This window comes from Aliikangiella maris, assembly GCF_040719265.1.
In the GTDB taxonomy this organism is placed as follows: Bacteria; Pseudomonadota; Gammaproteobacteria; order Enterobacterales; family Kangiellaceae; genus Aliikangiella; species Aliikangiella maris.
Genome location: NZ_JBFDAH010000021.1, coordinates 47,896 through 70,223 on the forward strand (window position 1 = coordinate 47,896; position 22,328 = coordinate 70,223).

A 22,328-nucleotide genomic window follows, 5' to 3' on the forward strand; every position below is an offset into this window, starting at 1 on the left:
TAAATTATTCAGCCTTGCAGTTTTTTAATCAGGCCCTTTTAATTTGATTATAGTGTATTTCTGACGACATCAGCCAATTGATTGGCATATTTATCCACAACACTGGCTTCATTCCCTTCAACCATGACGCGGATCAATGGTTCGGTGCCAGAAGCACGTAGCAACACCCGTCCACTGTCTGCCAACTCATGCTCCACCTCAGCGACGGCTTTAACGATAGCATCATGCTTCATAGGATCGGTTTTTTCTGTCACCTTTACATTAATCATGGTTTGCGGTGCTTTGCTCATGCCTTGCTTAAGTTCTGCGAGCGTTTTTCCTTCTGTCGCCATTACTGCAAGAACCTGTAACGCAGAAATAATTCCATCACCCGTCGTATTTTTATCAAGACAAACCAGATGCCCTGATGACTCACCGCCAAATTTCCAGCCATGCTTTTGCATTAATTCCATCACATAGCGATCACCAACCTTGGCTCGTTCAAATGGTATACCATCGGCTTCGAAGGCTTTTTGCAATCCAAAATTTGACATTAAGGTGCCAACAACACCGCCACCTAACTGGCCACGATTATTCGCATCTTTTGCGATGATATACAATAACTCATCACCATCAACCACTTCACCATTGTGGTCGACCATCATCAGTCGATCAGCGTCGCCATCAAGCGCGATTCCCAAATCTGCCTGTTCGGCAACCACAACTTTCGCCAATGCATCTAAGTCTGTTGCGCCGCAGTTTTTGTTAATATTTAACCCGTCAGGATGATTATAAATTGAGATTATATTACCACCTAACTCACGAAAAACTTTATTAGCGATGGAATAGCCAGCCCCATTGGCAGTGTCGACAACAATTTTAATCCCTTCTAATGATAATGAGGCCGGAACTGTCGCTTTACAAAACTCGATATAGCGCCCTGCTGCCGTTTGCACGATTTTTGCCTTACCTAACTTTTCAGCAGAAACAGTGGTCATTGGCTGATCGATCATTGCTTCAATTTCAAGTTCAACTTCATCGGGTAATTTAAAGCCGTCAGATGAAAAAAACTTTATGCCGTTATCAAGATAGGAGTTATGCGACGCAGAAATAACAATTCCTGCAGCAGCTCGAAAGGTTCGTGTCAAGTAAGCAATACCCGGCGTTGGCATGGGGCCCAATAATTGTACATTCATCCCTGCCGCAATGATTCCCGACTCTAATGCCGATTCAAACATATAGCCTGAAATTCGAGTGTCTTTTCCAATAACAATACGATCTCTGGCAGAGGAGCCTAATACTTTTCCAGCCGCCCATCCCAGTTTTAGTACAAACTCTGGAGTAATTGGATATTCTCCGACTTTTCCACGAATCCCATCGGTTCCAAAGTATTTTCTTTTCGACATTGATGTCTCCTGAAGCAATTAATTTTTCATCATTTCATTTACTGACCGACTGGAGGGCCAGAAAGATCTTTTTAACATCAAGCGTTTGCTTAACATCGTGTACGCGGAGTATAGCAGCACCATTTTGCATTGCGATTAAAGCAACCGCCAAACTCCCAGCCAGTCGGTCATCAACTTCCCGACCAGTTATTTGTCCTAACATCGATTTACGAGATAATCCAGCTAAAACAGGTAATCCCAATTGCTTAAATTGATTGAGATGCTGGAGTAACTGCAAATTATGCTGCAGTGTTTTTCCAAAACCAAAACCTGGATCCACCGATAATAACGCGCGCGCTAACCCAGCTTTAACACAACAATCCACACGTTGCTTTAAATAGGCCAAAACCTCAGAAACGACTTGCGAATAATTCGGATTCTTTTGCATAGTCTGTGGCATACCTTGCATGTGCATCAGGCAAACAGGCAACTGACTTGCTACCGCAGCATCAAGGGCTCCCGGCATAGAAAGCGCTCGGACATCATTCAACATATCAGCACCAGCTTTAGCTGCAGCGAGCATCACTTCAGGTTTGCTGGTATCAATCGAAATTTTTGCTCCCAAGGATTTCACTTTTTCGATAATCGGAATAACCCTATCAAGCTCTTGGTTTACCGAAACTTCTGCCGCGCCAGGGCGAGTCGATTCACCGCCAATATCAATAATATCAGCCCCATCGACTAGCATTTGTTCAGCATGAGCAATTGCCTTATCGCGTTGATTAAATTTTGAACCGTCAGAAAATGAGTCGGGAGTGACATTTAAAATGCCCATGATTATTGGTACATTTTGTTGATATATTGGATGACGAGATACAATTTTAGTATCAGAGCATTTAGTATCAGATTGTGTAGTTTGCAATATCGGTTCTCTTCAAACAACCACCTGAAACACGGTGTTTTTTCAGACAAGCATTTATTATGACAAAAAAGTGCTGTCGGTGGTAGTCAAGCGATCATGACACTTGATCTAGATCGATTAACGCTTTACCACCCAATATAGGCGGATTCGAGCTGACCCACTTTTATTCTCTTGCTATAATTGGGCACCAAACGAATGAGATATCAAAGATAACCCCATGTCCTACGCCTCAGCAAACAATTCTGAAAACGATCACTCTGATGCAACCCACTCTAATGATCATCTCTCTCAAGATAATCATTCGGACAAAAACGGCATCAACCTCAACGATACTGAAAAGGGTCATCCCGAGAGTCAACAAGCATCCCAACAAAGGGCAGAGAAAACACATTTTGGTTTTCAGCAGGTTGATATCGCAGAAAAACAACAACGGGTTGCCAGTGTATTTCACTCAGTTGCACAAAAATACGATCTGATGAATGACATAATGTCAGGTGGCGTCCATCGGCTGTGGAAACGCTTTACCATTGAAATGAGTGGTGCAAGACCAGGCCACAAGATTTTAGATTTAGCGGGTGGTACGGGCGATTTAACCGCGCTTTTTTCGCCGCGAGTTGGGCCTCAAGGTCAAATTATTCTAGCTGACATCAATGACTCAATGCTTAAAGTTGGCCGTGACCGATTAATCAATGAAGGATTATGTCAAAACATTCAATATGCTCAAGTCAATGCAGAATGCTTGCCCTTTGCCAACAACACCTTTGATTGCATTACCATTGCTTTTGGCTTACGCAATGTTACCCACAAAGAGCAAGCGCTGGCATCAATGTTTCGGGTGTTAAAACCTGGCGGGCGACTTTTAGTGCTTGAATTTTCCAAGCCGATCTATTCATGGTTAAACAAAATTTATGATCAGTACTCATTTCACTTACTGCCAAGGTTTGGAAAATGGGTTACCGGTGATGCTGAAAGTTATCAATATTTAGCTGAGTCTATTCGTATGCATCCCGATCAAAAAACCTTGAAGACAATGTTTGAACAAGTGGGTTTTGAAGATTGTCAGTACCATAATTTAACGGGTGGTATCGTTGCGCTTCATCGAGGTTTTAAGTATTAAATTTATCAATCGGTAATTAACTTTCAGTCAGTTAAATTTAGCGACTCATTATGCACATGCCAAGGTAGCAATGAAACATTCGATCAATCAGCTTTCGGCAACTTGCCTTGAACAACTTGCTAACCGAGTTTTAGCACTCGATCCACAAGCGCATCAAGGTTTAGTCCCATTTGCAGGCAAAATCATTCACTTACAAATCATTGACTGGCAAATTAACTACTATGTTATGTTTCCTGGACAAAGTCTGGTGATTCATGACTTTTGTAACCGTCCAGTCTCGGCCTGTATCAGTGGTAAACTGACTGATTTTTTAAATGCCGCTCTTCAAGAAAATACTGGCGATGCGCTGTTTACCGGAGAATTAAGTTTTACAGGTGAAATAAATACCGCACGTCAGTTTCAAGCCTATATTCAAGCGTTGCAAATTGATTGGCGAGAGCCCATAACAGGCATCTTTGGGGATATTGCGGGTCAAACGATAACAGATGGAATTAGCCAACTGTTTAATTTTGGTCAATCACTTTTTAAAGCGACACAACAAAATATTCCAGAATATTTGCAGGAAGAAGCTCGGGTAACTCCCACGGCCAGCGAACAAGCTATATTTTTTGATAATATTGATTTACTACGCAGTCAGGCTGACCGCTTAAGCGCCAGAGTGTCACGACTTGAACAAAATTTTCAAAAATAACTTAACCGCTGTGCAAAGATATATAGTCAGGCAGATAAAGTTAAGTTTGTTAAAAAACCAATAAATGAACTGTTAGTATGACCAATCTTTTAACATTACATCGTGCATTTGTTATCAATCGAGTCTTGGTACGTCATGGACTAGATGAGTTTCTTGCACCGACACCACTATCGCGAGTGGTTAAAGTTCTCAAGTTATTTGCATTAACTCGAAACAATAACAAACAGTTAAGTCGCGGTCAGCGACTGAATCTTGCATTGACCGAACTCGGGCCGATTTTTATCAAGCTTGGGCAAATGCTTTCTACTCGGCGGGATTTACTGCCAGACGATATTGCTTTTGAACTCGCTAAACTACAAGACAAAGTCCAGCCTTTTGATTCGCAACTTGCCATAGCTACCGTTGAGGCACAGTTGGGTCACCCCATCAGCCAATGTTTTGCTTTTTTTGATGAAACGCCAATGGCATCAGCTTCTATTGCTCAAGTGCACGGAGCCCGCTTAATCACTGGTGAAGATGTGGTTGTTAAAATTATTCGCCCTGGCATTGAGAAAAAAATTAAAGCTGACTTAAAATTACTGCACCTGGTTGCCACCTGGTTCGAAAAATACTCATCCACCGGCCGTCGATTACACGCCAAAACAGTGATCGCCGACTATCAGACAACCCTGTTTAACGAGCTGGATTTGCGAATTGAAGCGGCCAATACCAGTCAACTCAAGCATAATTTTATTGATAATCCGGTATTATATGTGCCGAGTGTTTATTGGGAATACTGTCAGCCTCAGGTTATGGTACAAGAGCGCATACGCGGCATCCCTATCGGCGAAGTCGCGCAATTGAAAGCTGCGGGAGTAAACATGCAAAAACTGGCGCACCGTGGCGTTGAAATATTTTTTACTCAAGTATTCAAACACAGTTATTTTCATGCCGACATGCACCCTGGCAATATTTTTGTCGATGCCTCCGATCCGGAAAATCCAACTTATATTGCAATCGATTGTGGCATAATGGGCACACTAAATGAATCTGATAAACGCTATTTAGCGCAAAATTTTGTAGCCTTTTTTAATCGAGACTATCGGCGGATTGCAGAACTGCACCTCGCCTCAGGTTGGATTGCAGAGCATATTTCTGCCGAAGAATTTGAGTCAGCCATTCGAACCGCTTGCGAGCCAATATTTGGCAAAGCCTTAGACGAAATATCTTTCAGCCACTTTTTAGTACAACTGTTTCAAACCGCAAGACGTTTTGAAATGGAAGTTCAACCACAATTGGTATTATTACAAAAAACCCTGCTTTATATTGAAGGGTTGGGTCGTCAGCTCTATCCGCAATTAGATCTGTGGGAAACCGCTCAACCTTTCCTTAAAGATTGGCTAAAACAATCTTATGGACCGCGCGCCATCTACCGCAAAATCAAAAGGAAACTGCCTGACTGGTTTGAGCAATTTCCTGATATGCCCGAAAAAGCGGCGAAACTGCTTGAGCACTCTTTGCAATCAGCCTCGTATCAGCAACAGCTTATCCTCTCAGTGAAATCACTAAAAGCTAGCCAAAAGCAATCAGCTTTACGTCTGCGCTTTGCTTTACTGGGTCTGGCTTTGGTTTTAATCGCTTTGTCGGATATATCTTTTGGCTTATCTCAAGATTGGAAAACCAGCATTTTACTGGGCTTGTCATTCATTAGTTTTGTGGTATCTTTCAGGACCTGATGGTTTGTCAAAACCCATGTAATAATTTTCAATTATCCTGTCACTTCATAACTTATTGAAAAATTTGGAGAAAAAAATGGACGACTGTTTGTTTTGTAAAATAAATCAAAATCAGATCCCATCAGATAAAGTCTATGAAGATGATGATGTGATTGTGATTAAAGATATTGCCCCCAAAGCCAAGGTACACTTACTCGTTATTCCCAAAAAACACATTGCCAGCTTAAATGAATTGTTACCAGAAGATCGCGAACTTATGGGAAAAATCATGTTATTGTTACCAGAATTAGCCAAAGCTCAAGGGCTTGATAGCGGTTTTAGAACCATTATTAATACCGGCAAAGGTGGTGGTCAGGAAGTATTTCATATTCATGTCCATCTGCTGGGCGGTAGTGCAATGCCGTTTGCTTAAATAAAGCAGCAACAATATCTAAAAAGTGATAAATTAATACGCTGATTAATAATTGCCTCCTGTCGTTATTAATCTCAATGAAAATTAAATGATTTTCATAAGACTGAATTTTATAATATATCGTACCTTAAAAATCGGTATTAACTTGTTGATTTAAGAGAGAAAGGCCATGTTAAGTTTTGGGCAGTTAGTCGTAATTTTAATTATTGTTATTTTATTATTTGGAACAAAGCGCCTGAAAAATATGGGAGCCGATTTAGGTTCGGCCTTTAAAGGATTTAAAAAAGCGGTCAATGATGGCGAAAACGATAAAAATGCCGATGCTGAAAAAGCCGGTTCTATCGAACAGCAAGAGCGCTCAACAATCATCGAAGGAGAAATCGTCAAAGACGATACAAATAAAGAACGCGCCGTCAAAGATAAAGAAAACACCAAATAACCAGCTAAACGACGACTATGTTTGATATTGGCTTTTTGGAATTATTGCTAATCGGTATTATTGCGCTGCTGGTGTTAGGGCCAGAACGCTTGCCGCGCGCAATTAGAACCGTTGGGTTGTGGGTTGGCAAAGCCAAACAGAGCTTTAACACCATGAAAACTGAAATTGACCGGGAACTACAAATACAAGATATTCAGCGAGAGCTGGCCGAGAGCAAAGCCAGATTACAAAACAAAGTAGGACTCAATGAGATTGTCGATGATTTGCATGAATTCCAAGATGGATTCAGCCAGATTGCCAATCAAGTCAATCAAGTCAATCAACCGGTAAATCTAAACATTTCGCCCACTAATCAAGCCGACTCAAATTTGTCACAAACCCAATCAGACACTCAGCAATCTCAAAAGTCAGTTGCACCGAGCCAAGACAAACAAAGCTCAAATCAAAGAGAAGACTCACCGAAAGAAGATTTATCAGTCGAAAAGTCGAAATCTTCAGCAAGTACGGCGACTAGTCAACAGCCTCCAACTACGCCTGCACCGCCTGCGTCCTAACAAATAAGTAATTCATCAACATGACAACACCAGGTGATAATTCACAAACATCGATCAACGATACCGATATGCCATTATTGGCTCACTTATTGGAATTGCGTAATCGATTATTGCGCGCAGTACTTTCGGTTCTGGTTGTTTTTATCAGCCTCATTTATTGGGCAAATGACATTTATTTAATGCTCGCAGCGCCATTACAAAAACACTTGCCAGAGTCTTCTCAAATGATCGCGACAGACATTGTCGCCCCCTTTTTAACACCATTTAAAATGACCGCAATTTTGTCCGTTTTTATTGCCATGCCGTACATTTTGCACCAGGCTTGGGCATTTATATCACCAGGGTTATATCGGCACGAAAAACGCTTTGCTTTTCCACTGCTTTTTTCCAGTGTTATCTTATTTTATTTAGGGCAAGCATTTGCCTATTTTGTGGTTTTTCCGTTAGCCTGGGCCATATTAATTCATGCTGGTCCAGAAGGTATTCAAGTGTTACCCGATATTTCCAGCTATTTAAATATTGTCTTAAAAATGTTTTTTGCCTTTGGTTTAGCTTTTGAGATTCCGATAGCGACAGTTTTAATGGTTTGGTCTGGACTGACTACCGTAGAAAGCTTACGAGAGAAACGCCCCTATGTCATTGTTGGTGTGTTTGTGGTGGGTATGTTATTGACCCCGCCAGATATTTTTTCCCAAATATTACTGGCGATTCCCATGTGGATTCTTTTTGAATTGGGCATTTTATTTGCTGGTATTAAAAGATCAGATTCGCAGCCAAATGCAGAATAATTTGCTAAGTCGCCAATTTATAATTTGCCAGTTGGCGAGAAACACATAACATCAAGTTGGCCAAAAGAAACTTAACCACCAAGAAATCATTCAAGAAACATCGAGTAATTGCCAATATAAATATAAATATAAATATAAATATAAATATAAAACGCTATGAAGATAATGGCTGTGGGTCAAACAATGGGTAATAAAAAATTTATCAACCAAGAAAGTCACTTATGAGGAATGTCATCAATGAATAAGCTACTTAAACTTTCAATTATTGCCCCATTCATTAGTCTAGGATTCATGCAATCTGCGCAGGCACAAGACATCACTCACTGCCTCAAGATTATCGATAATCTCGAACGTTTAACCTGTTATGACAAAATCGCTAGCGCGCAGCAAAAACAGCCAACGTTAAAAAATACATCGAGCAAATCCGATTCGATTAACACCATGCCAAAACAGCTAGAGGAAGCTCAAAATAACGCTAAACAACCAGTTACTGAATCAAAAACGCAAGATGATTTGCTTCAACAACAAGCAGAAGAGTTTGGCCAAAGAACAACGCCATCGGAACAATTACAAAGTATTGAAAGCCATATAGTTGGTCAGTTTAAAGGCTGGCAAAAAGGCGCCATCATTCAACTAGAAAATGGCCAGCAGTGGAAAGTAATTAGCGAATCAAAAGGGTATGCCAAATTACAATCCCCCAAAGCAACCATCAGCCGCGGGATTCTAGGTTCTTTCGATATGCGCATTGAGGGCTTTCGCACGAAAGCCAAAGTCAAACGAATAAAATAATCAGTTTTTGATAAAGATTGAATAACGGGGTAATTGTTGATTATGAGCTTTGATATCTTTCTTAGTTATTCCTTTAAGGCAATTTTATTACCACCGGGTATCAATCTGCTGATTGCTTTCATTGCGCTGTTGCTAATCGGCAAGTACCGCAAGAGTATGACCACGTTAATAACGGTTAATTTGTTAAGTCTGTTAATACTCAGTTTGCCAAGTACTTCGGATCTGTTAGTTAAACAAATTGAAGCAAACAGCGCGTTATCACATCAGCAAGTGAAGCACCTTGCCAATGACGACTCAGTTAACCGAGCAATCGTCGTATTATCTGGGGGAAGGATCAATCTGGCACCAGAATATGGTGATATCGATACCGTTAACTCAAAAACACTACAAAGACTGCACTATGCCAGTTGGCTGCATAAAAGAACAGGTCTTCCTATTTTACTTTCAGGTGGAAGAGTGTTCGATGAAGCGACGGCAGAGTCAGTCATTATGAATCAGGTGATGATTTCAAGTTTTGGTATTGCGCCTAAATGGATAGAGTCAGACAGTAAAAATACCGCAGAAAATGCCCGCTATTCAGTGGCATTGCTTCAACAAAGTAATATTGATGAAATCGTCTTGGTCACTCATGCTTTACACATGCCAAGAGCACAAAGGGCATTTGCTGCCCAAGGGATAAAAATTATTCCAGCAGCAACCGTATTTCAAGGCAGTCGTGCGAAAAATACACTTTGGACGCGTTTTTTACCCGATCCACAAGCGCTCTTGCAAAGCAGTGCGGCTTTACACGAAATATTAGGACAAATCTGGTATGACCTGCGTTATTAAAAGACAAAGTTGTTACAACTATAGCTTTGGCTGAGAGCTAAATTATTTTTTATAAATATCAAGCAGTTAAACAACACTGTTTAAAATATCGAAATGAAACTCGCACAACTATAACAATAATTTAAAAATGGTTAATTGTTGCCTTTGATTAACTCGGTTAAAATGAATGGTTATTCAATAACATCGGCTTACTTTAGCTAAGCCATGATTAACAAATACTTTATTTTCACACGGAACTCAATATCGACCTGAAACTATGAATAATATAAAAGAACAGTTCATTCAGTTAGCTATCGAACGCCAGGCGTTAAAATTTGGTGAATTTACCCTGAAATCTGGCCGAATCAGCCCCTATTTTTTTAATGCAGGCTATTTCAATCAAGGACAAGATCTGGCCACTCTTGGTAACTGCTATGCAGCCACACTGGTCAAAGCGAACAGTGAGTTTGATATGCTGTTTGGTCCGGCCTACAAAGGTATTCCACTTGGTACCGCAACAGTTACAGCATTAGCCAATAATCATCAACGAAATTGTGGATTTTGTTTCAACCGCAAAGAGGCAAAAAGCCATGGCGAAGGCGGAAGCCTAGTAGGTGCACCATTACACGGAAATGTCATGATAGTTGATGATGTTATTACCGCAGGAACCGCTATTCGAGAATCGATCGATATTATAAAAAATGCGGGAGCAACACCGGCAGGTGTTATTGTTGCACTAGATCGTCAAGAAAAAGGAAAGGGCGAACTATCAGCCATCCAGGAAGTCGAAAAAGAATACAATTTACCGGTATATGCTATTATCACCTTATCAGACTTGCAAAATTACCTGTCCACTAGTGATTCGCTATCAAAATATGTTGAGACTGTTTCACAATATCGCAATAAATATGGGATTTAGCGAAACTAGCATGTGATTTATCTGGTAATCTGTTATCACCAAATTGCAGATTATCGACAATTTGATTTATGCCATTTCTAACGGCATAAATTAATCAGCATTTAATGAAAAAGGAAAACAATGGTAGCCAAAATGGTTTGAAAGCATATTTGAACACAAAAACATTAATTGATGTAACTATGAAAAACTTTATTACCACTTTATCATTAACCTTCTTAATTTTATTAAGTACGGTTACTTTTGCCAAACAGTTTTATCGCTTTAAAAATTCTGAAGGTAACATGATTGTAAAAGACCAGCTGACAAACGAAATGATTGCTGCTGGTTACGATGTAATTAATGACCAGGGAAAAATTATCAAACGGGTTGGGCCAGGAAAAACACTTGGTGAAGAAGAGCAAGAGCGCTTAAAAGAAATAGAGAGAAAGAAAAAAGAGTACGAGTTCAAATTAAAAATTAAAAGTGATGCTGAATTACTCAGACAGTTTAGTTCTATTAGCGATATTATTCGAAATCGTGATGCACAGTTATTGGCACTTGAGCAACGCATCAAAATTCAGGGAAGCAAATCGGACTTACTTAAGCTACAACTTGAAGATCAACAACGTCAAGCCGCCACTCATGAACGCCTAGGCCAAAAAATTCCCAAAATATTACAAGGTGATATTGAAGCAACACAGGCCCAAATTGATACTAATATTAACAGTATTGCTACACTGGAAGAAGAAAAAGTGGATGTCGCAAGCCGATTTGAAACAGATATTATTCGCTATAAAAAACTCGAATCGCTACGCAGAACAATTAAACAGGAAAGCCCACAAAATGATGGTAGTCGCCCAGTTATTTATGACTGTGCATCAATAGCTGATTGCCAAAAAGCTTGGCAGCTGGCTCAAGTTTATGCCAAAGATAATGCTTCGGGACAAATTGAAATTATTACAAATGCCCTTATTCTGACATCTAAACCAGAAAAGGAAACGGACATTGCCTTATCGTTTTCAAAAATTCCAGCCCCAAATAATAAAAGCCAAATTGTTTTTGAAGTTACTTGCAATGAATCTGAGCAAGGTGCAGATTTGTGTAAAAGTGACTTTGTTAAAAACGTAAGAAAAAACTATCTCAAATTGGTTGAATCAACAATTAACAGTTAAAATCAAAGCTGCTTGCTGTACTGTTTTAAACCGATTTATGCTTAACAGAAAACCAATAAAAAAGAGGCTAAAAGCCTCTTTTTTATATTTCATTAGTCAGATAGATTACATTTAGTGCATTAATTGAAACACAATTAAATCCAATTACTACCAACGCAATCCATCAAAACTCAATGATTTTGACTTAATCCTTGAGTCAATATTTTCCATTGGTTATCCCATCCTTCCAAAGGTGCATTTTTAAAACTGGAACGCACAAACTGCTGTAAACGCCCTTCAATAATCGTTGTCATGAGTTTTGCCATTGCACCGGCATCCAGAGTCGACTTTCCCGCCGCAATAGCAGCGTCACGAACTATCTGTTTTAACTGTGTTTCAAGACGCTCAAAAAACTGAGATACACGCTCTTTTAATCGTTGTGTTTCGCCCAGCAAAACTTCGCCGGTTAGTAATCGACAAATTCCTGCATTTCGATGGGCAAAATTAAGCACCAATGAAGCAACTAAATAACATTTTTCAAGACTACTTTGCTCGTTCTCACTAATTGTGTTGACTCGGCTAAAAATACTTTCTTCGCAAAAATCCAGTAACGATTCATACATTCTCGCTTTACTTGGAAAGTGACGATACAGTGCAGCCTCAGAAACACCGACTTCCTTTGCCAAGCGAGCAGTTGTGATACGATCGCCCAAATCATTTTCTAGCATGTGAGCGAGACTTTGCAAAATGTCCTGTTTTCTATTTGTTTTTTTATCGGCCACTAAAATCTCCTAAAACTCTAAATTGAGACTACTATCCACCATCAAAATTTGCTGCTTAAATATTTTCTTGATCCGCTCGACTGCATCTTGTGTATCACCTTCAAATCGGATAACTAGATTTGGCGTTGTATTCGATGCTCGAACTAATCCCCATCCATCAGCGTATTCAACCCGAACCCCATCAATATCAATCATTTTTCCTTCACCAAAAGCCCCCTGCTTTGCTAAACGACTCACAAAATCAAATTTACGCTCATCACCAATCTTAATATTAATTTCAGGGGTAACTTCGCTATTGGGTAACGCTTTGAAAATTTCGGCAGATTTTCGTGTATCAGCAGATAAAATCTCCAGTAATCTTGCGGCGGTATATAGCGCATCATCAAATCCGTACCAGCGCTCTTTAAAGAAAATATGGCCACTACATTCGCCCGCTAGCAGCGCACCAGTTTCGCGCATTTTGGCTTTTACCAGCGAGTGCCCCGTTTTCCACATGATTGGATGTCCACCATTACTGGAAATAACTTTTGACAAATGCTTGGTACATTTAACATCAAAAATAATATCAGCGCCGGGGTTACGAGATAGCACATCCATCGAATAAAGCATCATTTGACGATCCGGCCAGATAATATTACCTTCTGAATCTATCACTCCCAAGCGATCACCATCACCATCAAAAGCTAAACCAATATCGGCTTGCTCTGATTTGACCAAGTCAATTAATTCTTGCAGATTTTCAGGCTTACTAGGATCAGGATGGTGGTTAGGGAAATTGCCATCAACTTTACAATAAAGCCCGACCACTTCACAGCCAAGAGCCTGCAATAACTGTGGTGCAATTTTTCCAGCAACCCCGTTACCACAATCAACCGCCACTTTTAGCGGCTGGGCTAACGCAACATCACCAGTCACTTGAGCAATATAATCCTGTGTTACCGACATGGTTTCAGCACTTCCACTGCCTTTCACCATATTTCCTTTTTCGATGCGCTCGCGCAGTTCCTGAATCTCTTTACCCGACAGCGTTTTACCGGCAATAACTATTTTTAGTCCATTATAATCTTTTGGGTTATGGCTACCAGTCAACATCACACCACTGCTTGCATCAAGATAGTTAGTGGCAAAATAAAGTAGCGGCGTTGGCTCTTCGCCAATATCAATAACATCTCGTCCACTTTCCACCAACCCCTGCTTCAATGCATCAAGCAATGATGGGCCAGATAGTCGGCCATCTCTGGCGACCACAACACGTTGCTCACCTCGCTCAAACGCTTCGCTGCCAATTGCCCGACCTAATTCTTTAACAATTTCTTCGTTCAATGTGTCACCAACAATTCCACGAATATCATATTCTCTAAATATGTTTGCTGAAATTGCCGAACGCTCCGGTTCTTGAGTATTGATAATTTCTAACCCCTCTTCTGTATTTGTATTAGATGATAATGCTCGAATTAACGAGCCTGATTCATGTTCAATTGCTGGCTGCGGTTTGGCAGGTTCGGCCGGTTGTTTTTCTGGCGCTTGCGTGCTTAAGGTAAAACCTTCACGCAATAACGTCTTACCCATATCCTCAAACACTTGTAGTTCGAGCTCTGGGATTGCCTGTGGCTTGGCTTCATTTGAACTATCAATTAACCATTTAACAAAGTTTGATGCATCACTACGCACCATAGTCTGGAGCTTTTTAAGTCCCAAAAAGCCGCCGACACCAACCAATACCATTACCAGAAATAATCCACCAAAAAATAACATTAACTCTAAACGATAATTAAACTTATCAGGCTCGGCAGGCCAAAAAGCAATCCGCCAATGAGTGTGCGGTACACTGGCAATTCCCATCGCATCACCAGATTTCAGTTGTGCATCACCAATTGCAGTAATCGTTCTATTTTGATTCGCAAAACTTTGCAAAAACTCATAATATCCTGGTACTAATCTCTCTTTAGGTAACGCTTCATTAAAAATTTTAAAGTCCACACCAATTAGTGCCACTTTACTCGTACCAAAAACCTTAAATATCACGGCAATATGTTGGCTGTCCGAGCCAGAGTTAATCGCTTCTGGCATGATATCGTTATTTGTTTTTAACTGGCGCAATAGCTGCAGAGTAACATTGGTAATCACCGGTTTTGATTGTGCGTCGACATCATGAATATCATCATCGAGTAAACGCACACCAACCACACTGTGCAATCGTTTTTGTAAGTCTTCTTCGATTTGCTTTACTTCAGCCGGATTAGAGCGACGGAGAATCTGCTTCACATCAGGGTCATTTAAAATGGATTGCGAAGAAAGTTTTATTGACTCCAAGCGACTTAAGACCAGCTCCATATAAGAAGTCATCGTCACATCGACAAAGGTATCGTTGCGATCTTCTGCCGGTTGCACCACCACCAAATAATACTGCACGATAGCAACAAATATAATCGTTAGCACACACAAACTTAGGTAAGGTAATGCGTATGACAACAAGGTATTCGATTTAATTTTAGCTTTAACTTTTTGTTGTTGTTTTTCTTTATCTTTATTGATCTTCACTAGACATCTCCGATCCGGACTTTATCTATTTGTTGGTGATACGATGAGAGTTATCACTGATTTGATTGACAATTTCCTGAATAATCTGCTGTGCTAAAACTTCCTTAGAAGCAATATCCAGCAATATTTGCGAGCCGTCCTTTTTCATTAATAAAAGCTGATTATTTTCGCTGTTAAATCCTAATCCTTCACAGCAAATATCATTTGCACAAATCATATCCAGATTCTTTTTCTCAAGTTTTTTACGTGCATAAAACTCAAGTGACTGGCTTTCAGCAGCAAATCCAACCACCAATGGCTTATCTTGGCGAGCAGCAACCCAAGCCAATATATCAGGATTTCGTTGCAGTTTAAGACTCATGACTTCATCATTTTTTTTGATTTTGTGGCAAGACACTTCAACCGGTGAATAATCAGCAACCGCTGCACAACCAATAAAAACATCAACCGTTTCAATTTTTTCTTTTACTGCGGCCAACATTTCTGCTGCACTGGTTACTCGAGTTACCTCAACTTCATATGGCGCTCGAATATTTACCGGCCCCGATATCAACTCAACCTCAGCGCCTGCAATACGTGCTGCTTTTGCCAGAGCGTATCCCATTTTTCCTGAACTGTGATTGGAAATAAATCTAACCGGATCAATTGCTTCTACCGTTGGTCCTGCGGTTATCATAACCGTTTTTCCAGCCAAGGGTTTATTCGAAAAGGCAATATCATGTACCTGCTGCGCTATATCCTGCGGTTCAAGCATTCGCCCAGCGCCAATATCGCCACATGCCTGCTCACCAACACCAGGACCCAGCACAGTAACACCGCTTTGTGACAACTTTTCGATATTTTGCTCTGTAATCGAATTGGCCCACATTTGTTGATTCATTGCAGGAGCAACTAACAAAGGCGCATTACTGGCTAATAATATCGTTGTTAGCAGATTATCGGCCTCACCGTGAACTATTTTGGCAATAGTATTGGCAGTGGCAGGTGCAATTAAAATCAAGTCAGCCCAGCGGGCTAAATCAATATGCCCCATCGCAGCTTCTGCTGCTGCATCAAACAATTCTTGATGAACCGGATGGCCAGAAACGGCTTGCAGCGTCATTGGGGTTATAAATTGCTCAGCACCAGGAGTTAAGACGACTTGTACGTCAAAATTGTACTCTTTCAGGCGTCTTACCAAATCGGCACATTTATAAGCAGCGATACCACCTGAAATACCAAGTAGTAAATTTTTACAAGAACTTTTATCCGACAACTCAAGCATTCCTTCAGGAAAATATTAGAAATAGTTATTATTAGCGATAAAGGCGAACTGAATACTCACTAACCCGAATAATAGCAGACCTTTTACGTCATTTCTCAATCTTTTTGTAGGGACTTTCCTACAGACAGAGCATTATAAAATCAACACACTAAGATTTCGATTAATTTATCGCTATACAGGAATAACAAGGGATTTGTCATGCATCAAATTATACAATGGCCTAGCCAAGAACGCCCACGCGAAAAGCTCCTCAAGCATGGACCACAAGCTTTAAGTGACGCAGAGTTACTGGCAATTTTTTTGCGTACCGGCGTGAAGGGAAAAAATGCCATACAACTGGCGCGAGAAATCATTCAGCATTTTGGTACTTTAGGTCAACTATTAACCGCAAATAAGACCCAATTTTGCCAATTTAAAGGACTGGGCGAAGCAAAATTTGCACAATTAATCGCCTGCCTGGAAATGAACAAAAGAGTCTCAGCTGAAGAAGTTGCTAAAGGGAGTGTTATTGAGAAGCCACAGCAGGTTAAGCAGTATTTTCAATCTCGTCTGATGAACCAGAAAAATGAGGTATTTGCAGCTCTTTTCCTCGACAATCAGCACCAGATCATAGCGTATGAAGAATTATTCTATGGAACAGTTAATACCACAATCGTCCATCCCAGAGTTATTATTCAGCGCGCATTAGCCTGGAATGCAGCCGCCATCATTGTGGCTCATAATCACCCTTCAGGACATATACAGCCAAGCCAAGCCGATATTGATATTACTCAAACACTTAAATCAACGCTCGAAATTATTGATGTGAGACTACTCGATCATTTAATTATTGCTGCTCACCGGGTAATCTCGCTGGCTGAACAGGGCCATATATTCTGAATTGCAAATTTTAGCTAATAGCCATTAATTAGAGAACATATCAATTTAGAAGGTGTGGTTCAAATCATCGAAAATATAATAAATTTGCGATAAGCCGGTGGCGGCAAACAATTTTTCCTTAATGAAATTGAGGCAGTTTCATCCTTAGGTAACAATTAACTTGAATCTAATAACGTAAACTTGTCAGATATATTGGTAAAATTGTGAGCAAAAAGTTGTAATATTAGCGCCGATTTGGTATAAAGTGCGCCCTTTGTGTGGCGGCAAGGCGAATAGCCAGAAGATGTTTCACTTAGCAGTATTCATTTACTAATGATCCGCCGCGTACAGTAGAGAATTTTAAGAGGCTAAAAACATGTCACGAGTATGTCAGGTTACAGGTAAAAGACCTGCAACAGGAAACAACGTATCACACGCAAAAAACCGCACACGTCGTCGTTTTTTGCCAAACCTTCACTCTCACCGTTTTTGGGTTGAAAGCGAAAACCGCTTTGTAAAACTGAGAGTTTCAGCCAAAGGCATGCGCATTATCGATAAAAAAGGTATCGATCAAGTGTTAACAGAAATTCGCCATCGTGGCGAAAAGGTCTAAGGAGGCTAAATCATGCGCGATAAAATTAAATTAGTTTCTTCTGCGGGTACTGGTCATTTTTATACCACAGATAAAAACAAAAAGAATACTCCACACAAGCTTGAATTTAAAAAGTACGACCCAGTTGTACGCAAGCATGTGATGTACAAAGAAGCGAAAATCAAGTAGCTTTAACTTACATCTCGTGTACCGAGTAGCCTGAAAAAACCCGGTTTATACTGGGTTTTTTAGCTTATACTGCTCTTTATCATTTATTTAAATGTTATTTTCTAAAATAAATAGAATTCGCTTTAATACTTACAGGGTATTTTAACCATTACGACGAAATAACCTGTTGCAGCAGTTTTGAGCTTGTCTTCGTCAGCTAATTTAATATCATTTTGTACTTGCTGCGTAACCTATTATTTTTATGCCTTCTTTTAATGGCTACAATCAATCTGCAACCGCTTCATCAAAACGGCCGGATCATTTAGGCAAATAGACCGAATCTTGTAAAATTCTAAACGTTCTTGATAACTTTTTAATTTGTGAAAAGTCTTTTTCCCAGTTTAAACACGCCCCCTCATAATAAACAAACGTATCTGTCAGCAAAGCAATTGTTTTTTGTAGATCTTGATAAATTGCACTCTTCACCAGTTGCGCCAGCTTTGATACAACCTCAGCAGCATCAATGCCAAACCGGGCTTTTTCTTTTCCACTTAACAAAATCGGGGTATAAACCGGATACAAGTCACCATAAAGACCACTACAACGCATAATGTAGGTATTATTAACAGCTCGAAGCAATATATTTTCAGCTACAGCAAGTCCTTCTCCCCCTTCTGAATGTGTTTTTGGTGATGTTTTGGCATTAACAATTTGCTTATCAATAGCCTCATAAACCCGCGTAGATGAAACAAAAATAAGATTTTGCACAACAAGTTTACCTGCCGCTATTTGCGCACTTAGGCCTTCAAATATTTGATGCCAGGACCAACTTGGTCCCTGCTTCGATTTTTGTCGAGCAGAGATACAGATGACCAAAACCTGAATAGATGAAATAAAATCATCATCAGGAAAAAACAAGCCCTTGAGGCAATCAATTCTGGCATGTTGGAAATTCAACCCGTTAGCCGTTAATTCTTCACTTAAAGCCAGACCAATACGCCCTTTTCCAACTAATACAATTGATGGCTTATTTTTGACAGTTTCCACAATATACCGTAGTCCGTTGTGCAATAGTTGTTTGCTTTAATGGTAGCCCGCAATTGATGCAAGGCTCCCCTCCTCGTCCGTACACCTGATGAGTGTGTTGAAAATACCCCGGTTTACCTTCTACAGAGGTAAAATCTTTTAGACTGCTACCACCAGCCTCTATCGCTTCACTTAAAACTTGCTTAATCGTTTCAACTAAGATTTCTAGTCGCTTTACAGAAATTCGATTGGCTTGGCGTGATGGATGGATTGCTGCTCGGAACAATGCTTCTTGTGCATAAATATTACCGACACCAACAACTACATGACTATTCATAATTAAAGCCTTAATCGCAACCTGGCGTTTTTTACAAATCGACAACAAGTAATCGGTATTAAAAGACTCATGTAAGGGTTCAACGCCCAATTTAACTAACAAAGGATGAGTGTCACCAAGCAGATTAAGCTGCACACTGCCAAACCGACGAGGATCATTGTAACGAATAAGTTTTCCATTAGATAACACAATATCGAGATGATCATGTTTATTAATCGGACTGTTTTCAGTTATAACTCTTAAACTGCCAGACATTCCTAAATGAATCATCAAGCTTTGATGTTTACCTGACAATTCACAGTTAATTAATAAATATTTTCCTCGCCGTGACACACTTGATATTAATTTATTTTTAAATAACGCAGGCAATTCTGGATCAACTGGCCAGCGTAATCTTTTTTCACGAATAACAATATCCGTAATTTTTTGTGCAATACAATGCGGTGCAATGCCACGACAACTGGTTTCTACTTCGGGTAATTCAGGCAATTTATTAATCCCTAATGAATTTAAAAAAGAAAATAAGAGTGACCATCTGTTACATTCATATCAATTTGCCATACTTGTCCAAGCGACATCAGTTTTATATAAAAAATAAACTGGTCATTGGTTTGCTTAACTTTACAAATCAGTGGCTGCGATTGTCCTTGAACATATAGCAAAACAGTTGTGCCAACAAACAAATTCGGATCAGTAACTTTTATCGTGGGGTAACCTAGCAACTGGAACCACTTGAAAGCCACCCGCTCAATTTCTTCAGGTGAAACTTTTTGGCGAAACTCCGAAGAATTAATTTCCCATTGCTTACCGCGACGATATAAAAAAAAATCACCAAAATCAATTTGTTGTAATACATAATCTGACTCTTCTTTTCCATTACTTTTAACAAACGCAGAAGTTTGTTCTTTCATGTTAGAGAAGTGTTCAGTTTGAGGTAGTAACTCTATCCTTGATTCAATTTCTGGGTCTATTTCTGACTCTGTAAATTTTTTACCGATTAAAACAACAATCAAAAACATAAAACTGATACAAAATATAATTATATTCAACCATTGCCTTGTCGATAATTTAGAGTAAGACATCCTTTAAGGCTTCCAAAAAAATTTAAATCCAATAAACAAAATACTAAGAGGCAAGAATAACATGGTTCCCCACAAAAGACTCCAGTTAAGCCAGGAGGAAGGTTCGACATAGCGATCTTCAACCGGTAATGCTTGTACATCTGTCTGCTCTATGTTTGTTAACCAGCTTATTAAATTCAGTGAAAACTGTTTATTGGCGTAATTATTAATAGCAGTGTCAGAAAGAAAGTGACTATCTCCAACTACAACAATTTTTTGTTTATTCTTGTTATTAGTGAATGAATAAGCGAGCACAAAAACTTGTTGCTGCTCTCCCGATTGCGCATTATAAACCAACTCCTCTTTTTGAATATCTAATTCATTCCAAACGCCGGAATGTGTCGTAATTATTGGTTCAATATTCCAGTCTTTAGTTTGTTGCAATAATTGGGTATTTAACTTAAGCCCCGCACTCCAAGGAAAAGCCAGTAAACTATTAATATGACTCACCACGGGATGTTGAGAAAACTGATTAACAATCACCACCGCAGGGTGTGGGGTGCCATTTTGAAAACCATTCCAATCAACCAAAGTCCCCAAAAAACGAGTAACAGGAATTTTTTGTTGAATAGCAACTGGAAAATAACTTTCAGGGTCAACCAGTAAAAGCAAGTTTCCACCTCGCTCTAAATACTCTGTCAGTAATTTTTCTTCTGCTGGTAGCCACTGTTGTCTGCTGGCAGGAATGATTAATAAACTGGTATTTTCAGATATGATTGGCGTTTTAGCAAAATTTATCGCTGCTGAGGACCAACCTGCATCTTTTAATAAACCATACAGTTGTCCTAAATCTGAAGACTTGTTAGCAAATAAGCTTGCTTCACCATGACCTTCAACAAAAGTGATCCATTGTGATTTTCGATTTAGCATTTGTATCAAGGCACCTTGGAAAACCCGCTTAACATCTTGTGTAAATGGATAAGCTACCAATTGATGAAGTTCACCAAGATGAAATGCCAAATATTCTCCCGTATGTTGTTGTTCAGGAGATAAGGCCTGACGGGATTGAAATGTGAGTTGGCTTTGTGGCAGCCAGCTTCGAATCATATTAAAACCGCGAATGATCTGTTCTCGGCTGGTCTCATCATCAATCACTGCAACAATCTGTAACGGCTCTTGATATTGTTTTAACTGGCTAACAATATCTGAAGACAGGGTATTTCTATGATCATGCGTAAAGTCAATTTTACCAGGAACCAGCAGCGCAGAAAAAACCAGTAAAATGCCTAACACAATTCCTGAATAATAATTTCTTAATACCCCCTGTTTAGTAGACCAAGAGTTTAAAAGGCCTAAGCAAAAAAACCAGCCTAAAATATTCCATCCTAAGTACCCGATCAGATCAGCGTAAGTCAGCAGTCCCTCTCTGAATGAAAAATAAGGCAATATTATTCCTTGCCAAATGCTATCAAGGGAAAATAATCGCATTGACAATTCGGCAGTTACCAGCATGATAATAAACAAACAGCCCACTAAAAATGTAATCAGAGGTTTAACAACAAGTAAACTAATCGATAATAAAAACCAATTTATTGTTAGCTGAATAAGTGCTAATGCAACAACAACAAATACGACTCTTGCTAAATCTAATGCACTACTCAAATAGAATAAAAATGTAATCAGTGTAAATACTAAAAGAGGCAATCCACCTACCCAATTTAAAATGCGAGCAAATATTGTTAAAAGTTTTTTGCGCGAAACAGCAGATAAAATTAAAAGGCTTTGCTGATTGGCTGAAGAAAAATTAGGGTAAAACTGAATACAAACAACTAAGCTTAGCAACCATTGAAAGACCAATGTAATTCCGGCAAGCGGAATAATAATTTCATTGAAAACAGAAATCTGATCCAGGTTTTGTGATTGTAAATATAAAAATTTTTGATAGGCGTACTGTGTCCAGAGTCCTTGCAAAAAAATACTGACAGTAAACAATAAAATAACTGCGGGTCTTCGTAGAACAAGAAGGTTTATAATGCCGAATAAACTTTTCAT

Annotated in this window: 23 protein-coding genes; 14 read left to right on the forward strand and 9 right to left on the reverse strand. The window is 39.6% G+C overall.

What is annotated here, in order from left to right; translation table 11 throughout:
• Window positions 1–47: 47 nt before the first annotated feature.
• Together glmM and folP are read right to left on the reverse strand one after the other, a co-directional pair.
• Window positions 48–1,385 carry a phosphoglucosamine mutase gene (gene glmM, locus ABVT42_RS16590; protein WP_353896927.1) on the reverse strand — a complete coding sequence of 446 codons (1,338 nt, stop codon included), beginning with the start codon at window positions 1,383–1,385 and terminating at the stop codon, window positions 48–50.
• Window positions 1,386–1,419: 34 nt separating this feature from the next.
• Window positions 1,420–2,286 (reverse strand): dihydropteroate synthase, encoded by an 867-nt coding sequence (gene folP, locus ABVT42_RS16595; protein ID WP_353896926.1) that lies wholly within the window; start codon window positions 2,284–2,286, stop codon window positions 1,420–1,422.
• Window positions 2,287–2,503: 217 nt separating this feature from the next.
• Here folP and ubiE point away from each other — a divergent pair, with 217 nt between their 5' ends.
• The 11 genes from ubiE (at window position 2,504) to ABVT42_RS16650 (ending at window position 11,668) form a co-directional block, all read left to right on the forward strand.
• The gene (ubiE, locus tag ABVT42_RS16600; protein ID WP_353896925.1) at window positions 2,504–3,403 is read left to right on the forward strand and encodes a bifunctional demethylmenaquinone methyltransferase/2-methoxy-6-polyprenyl-1,4-benzoquinol methylase UbiE; all 900 of its coding nucleotides are present in this window, start codon (window positions 2,504–2,506) and stop codon (window positions 3,401–3,403) included.
• A 70-nt stretch (window positions 3,404–3,473) separates the two neighbouring features.
• Window positions 3,474–4,094, forward strand: coding sequence for a ubiquinone biosynthesis accessory factor UbiJ (locus ABVT42_RS16605; RefSeq protein ID WP_353896924.1), 621 nt, complete (start codon window positions 3,474–3,476; stop codon window positions 4,092–4,094).
• 77 nt (window positions 4,095–4,171) lie between these two features.
• Window positions 4,172–5,809, forward strand: coding sequence for a ubiquinone biosynthesis regulatory protein kinase UbiB (ubiB, locus tag ABVT42_RS16610; RefSeq protein WP_353896923.1), 1,638 nt, complete (start codon window positions 4,172–4,174; stop codon window positions 5,807–5,809).
• 76 nt (window positions 5,810–5,885) lie between these two features.
• Complete coding sequence (locus ABVT42_RS16615) at window positions 5,886–6,221, forward strand: histidine triad nucleotide-binding protein (protein WP_353896922.1); 336 nt, start codon at window positions 5,886–5,888, stop codon at window positions 6,219–6,221.
• A gap of 169 nt (window positions 6,222–6,390) precedes the next feature.
• Entirely contained in the window at window positions 6,391–6,660 is a 270-nt protein-coding gene (tatA, locus tag ABVT42_RS16620) for a twin-arginine translocase TatA/TatE family subunit (protein ID WP_353896921.1), read from the forward strand.
• Between the two features lie 17 nt (window positions 6,661–6,677).
• Window positions 6,678–7,214, forward strand: a complete 537-nt coding sequence (gene tatB, locus ABVT42_RS16625; protein WP_353896920.1) for a Sec-independent protein translocase protein TatB — start codon at window positions 6,678–6,680, stop codon at window positions 7,212–7,214.
• A gap of 20 nt (window positions 7,215–7,234) precedes the next feature.
• The gene (tatC, locus tag ABVT42_RS16630) at window positions 7,235–8,002 is read left to right on the forward strand and encodes a twin-arginine translocase subunit TatC (RefSeq protein ID WP_353896919.1); all 768 of its coding nucleotides are present in this window, start codon (window positions 7,235–7,237) and stop codon (window positions 8,000–8,002) included.
• A gap of 237 nt (window positions 8,003–8,239) precedes the next feature.
• Entirely contained in the window at window positions 8,240–8,791 is a 552-nt protein-coding gene (locus ABVT42_RS16635) for a hypothetical protein (protein ID WP_353896918.1), read from the forward strand.
• A gap of 42 nt (window positions 8,792–8,833) precedes the next feature.
• Window positions 8,834–9,619 (forward strand): YdcF family protein, encoded by a 786-nt coding sequence (locus tag ABVT42_RS16640; RefSeq protein WP_353896917.1) that lies wholly within the window; start codon window positions 8,834–8,836, stop codon window positions 9,617–9,619.
• Between the two features lie 256 nt (window positions 9,620–9,875).
• Window positions 9,876–10,517, forward strand: coding sequence for an orotate phosphoribosyltransferase (gene pyrE, locus ABVT42_RS16645; protein WP_353896916.1), 642 nt, complete (start codon window positions 9,876–9,878; stop codon window positions 10,515–10,517).
• A gap of 104 nt (window positions 10,518–10,621) precedes the next feature.
• Complete coding sequence (locus tag ABVT42_RS16650; RefSeq protein WP_353896915.1) at window positions 10,622–11,668, forward strand: hypothetical protein; 1,047 nt, start codon at window positions 10,622–10,624, stop codon at window positions 11,666–11,668.
• A 170-nt stretch (window positions 11,669–11,838) separates the two neighbouring features.
• On the opposite strand, the gene slmA is transcribed toward ABVT42_RS16650, so the two are convergent.
• From slmA to coaBC, 3 genes are read right to left on the reverse strand one after another with little or no spacing between them, the layout of a single operon-like run.
• Window positions 11,839–12,429: a nucleoid occlusion factor SlmA gene (gene slmA / locus ABVT42_RS16655; protein WP_353896914.1), complete on the reverse strand. Its 591-nt coding sequence runs from the start codon at window positions 12,427–12,429 to the stop codon at window positions 11,839–11,841.
• A gap of 9 nt (window positions 12,430–12,438) precedes the next feature.
• Window positions 12,439–14,970 (reverse strand): phosphomannomutase/phosphoglucomutase, encoded by a 2,532-nt coding sequence (locus ABVT42_RS16660; protein WP_353896913.1) that lies wholly within the window; start codon window positions 14,968–14,970, stop codon window positions 12,439–12,441.
• Between the two features lie 25 nt (window positions 14,971–14,995).
• Window positions 14,996–16,234: a bifunctional phosphopantothenoylcysteine decarboxylase/phosphopantothenate--cysteine ligase CoaBC gene (gene coaBC, locus ABVT42_RS16665; protein WP_353896912.1), complete on the reverse strand. Its 1,239-nt coding sequence runs from the start codon at window positions 16,232–16,234 to the stop codon at window positions 14,996–14,998.
• Window positions 16,235–16,432: 198 nt separating this feature from the next.
• On the opposite strand from coaBC, the gene radC reads away from it, so the two are divergent.
• The 3 genes from radC to rpmG all read left to right on the forward strand — a co-directional run bounded on the left by radC (window position 16,433) and on the right by rpmG (window position 17,873).
• A complete protein-coding gene (radC, locus tag ABVT42_RS16670) occupies window positions 16,433–17,113 on the forward strand; it encodes a RadC family protein (RefSeq protein WP_353896911.1) in 681 nt (226 codons plus the stop codon).
• Between the two features lie 355 nt (window positions 17,114–17,468).
• Window positions 17,469–17,705, forward strand: a complete 237-nt coding sequence (rpmB, locus tag ABVT42_RS16675; protein ID WP_353896910.1) for a 50S ribosomal protein L28 — start codon at window positions 17,469–17,471, stop codon at window positions 17,703–17,705.
• 12 nt (window positions 17,706–17,717) lie between these two features.
• The gene (rpmG, locus tag ABVT42_RS16680; RefSeq protein WP_142892448.1) at window positions 17,718–17,873 is read left to right on the forward strand and encodes a 50S ribosomal protein L33; all 156 of its coding nucleotides are present in this window, start codon (window positions 17,718–17,720) and stop codon (window positions 17,871–17,873) included.
• A 297-nt stretch (window positions 17,874–18,170) separates the two neighbouring features.
• Here rpmG and ABVT42_RS16685 read toward each other — a convergent pair whose 3' ends face one another.
• The 4 genes from ABVT42_RS16685 to ABVT42_RS16700 are packed head-to-tail and all read right to left on the reverse strand — an operon-like array spanning window position 18,171 to window position 22,328.
• Window positions 18,171–18,899 (reverse strand): Rossmann-fold NAD(P)-binding domain-containing protein, encoded by a 729-nt coding sequence (locus ABVT42_RS16685; protein ID WP_353896909.1) that lies wholly within the window; start codon window positions 18,897–18,899, stop codon window positions 18,171–18,173.
• A complete protein-coding gene (gene mutM, locus ABVT42_RS16690; RefSeq protein ID WP_353896908.1) occupies window positions 18,880–19,704 on the reverse strand; it encodes a bifunctional DNA-formamidopyrimidine glycosylase/DNA-(apurinic or apyrimidinic site) lyase in 825 nt (274 codons plus the stop codon). The genes ABVT42_RS16685 and mutM overlap by 20 nt, the downstream gene beginning before the upstream one ends.
• Window positions 19,705–19,724: 20 nt before the next feature.
• Window positions 19,725–20,297 carry a hypothetical protein gene (locus tag ABVT42_RS16695; protein ID WP_353896907.1) on the reverse strand — a complete coding sequence of 191 codons (573 nt, stop codon included), beginning with the start codon at window positions 20,295–20,297 and terminating at the stop codon, window positions 19,725–19,727.
• 3 nt (window positions 20,298–20,300) lie between these two features.
• Window positions 20,301–22,328: a hypothetical protein gene (locus tag ABVT42_RS16700; RefSeq protein WP_353896906.1), complete on the reverse strand. Its 2,028-nt coding sequence runs from the start codon at window positions 22,326–22,328 to the stop codon at window positions 20,301–20,303.

Excerpts from the sequence above, each read along its gene's own strand:
- ABVT42_RS16695 (WP_353896907.1), bottom strand. The coding sequence starts at position 20,297 with ATGTCTTACTCTAAATTATCGACAAGGCAATGGTTGAATATAATTATA.
- rpmG (WP_142892448.1), top strand. The coding sequence starts at position 17,718 with ATGCGCGATAAAATTAAATTAGTTTCTTCTGCGGGTACTGGTCATTTT.
- tatC (WP_353896919.1), top strand. The coding sequence starts at position 7,235 with ATGACAACACCAGGTGATAATTCACAAACATCGATCAACGATACCGAT.
- glmM (WP_353896927.1), bottom strand. The coding sequence starts at position 1,385 with ATGTCGAAAAGAAAATACTTTGGAACCGATGGGATTCGTGGAAAAGTC.
- ubiE (WP_353896925.1), top strand. The coding sequence starts at position 2,504 with ATGTCCTACGCCTCAGCAAACAATTCTGAAAACGATCACTCTGATGCA.
- ABVT42_RS16605 (WP_353896924.1), top strand. The coding sequence starts at position 3,474 with ATGAAACATTCGATCAATCAGCTTTCGGCAACTTGCCTTGAACAACTT.
- rpmB (WP_353896910.1), top strand. The coding sequence starts at position 17,469 with ATGTCACGAGTATGTCAGGTTACAGGTAAAAGACCTGCAACAGGAAAC.
- coaBC (WP_353896912.1), bottom strand. The coding sequence starts at position 16,234 with ATGCTTGAGTTGTCGGATAAAAGTTCTTGTAAAAATTTACTACTTGGT.
- tatB (WP_353896920.1), top strand. The coding sequence starts at position 6,678 with ATGTTTGATATTGGCTTTTTGGAATTATTGCTAATCGGTATTATTGCG.
- ABVT42_RS16700 (WP_353896906.1), bottom strand. The coding sequence starts at position 22,328 with ATGAAAAGTTTATTCGGCATTATAAACCTTCTTGTTCTACGAAGACCC.
- tatA (WP_353896921.1), top strand. The coding sequence starts at position 6,391 with ATGTTAAGTTTTGGGCAGTTAGTCGTAATTTTAATTATTGTTATTTTA.
- radC (WP_353896911.1), top strand. The coding sequence starts at position 16,433 with ATGCATCAAATTATACAATGGCCTAGCCAAGAACGCCCACGCGAAAAG.
- ABVT42_RS16615 (WP_353896922.1), top strand. The coding sequence starts at position 5,886 with ATGGACGACTGTTTGTTTTGTAAAATAAATCAAAATCAGATCCCATCA.
- ubiB (WP_353896923.1), top strand. The coding sequence starts at position 4,172 with ATGACCAATCTTTTAACATTACATCGTGCATTTGTTATCAATCGAGTC.
- ABVT42_RS16640 (WP_353896917.1), top strand. The coding sequence starts at position 8,834 with ATGAGCTTTGATATCTTTCTTAGTTATTCCTTTAAGGCAATTTTATTA.
- ABVT42_RS16650 (WP_353896915.1), top strand. The coding sequence starts at position 10,622 with ATGAAAAAGGAAAACAATGGTAGCCAAAATGGTTTGAAAGCATATTTG.
- pyrE (WP_353896916.1), top strand. The coding sequence starts at position 9,876 with ATGAATAATATAAAAGAACAGTTCATTCAGTTAGCTATCGAACGCCAG.
- ABVT42_RS16635 (WP_353896918.1), top strand. The coding sequence starts at position 8,240 with ATGAATAAGCTACTTAAACTTTCAATTATTGCCCCATTCATTAGTCTA.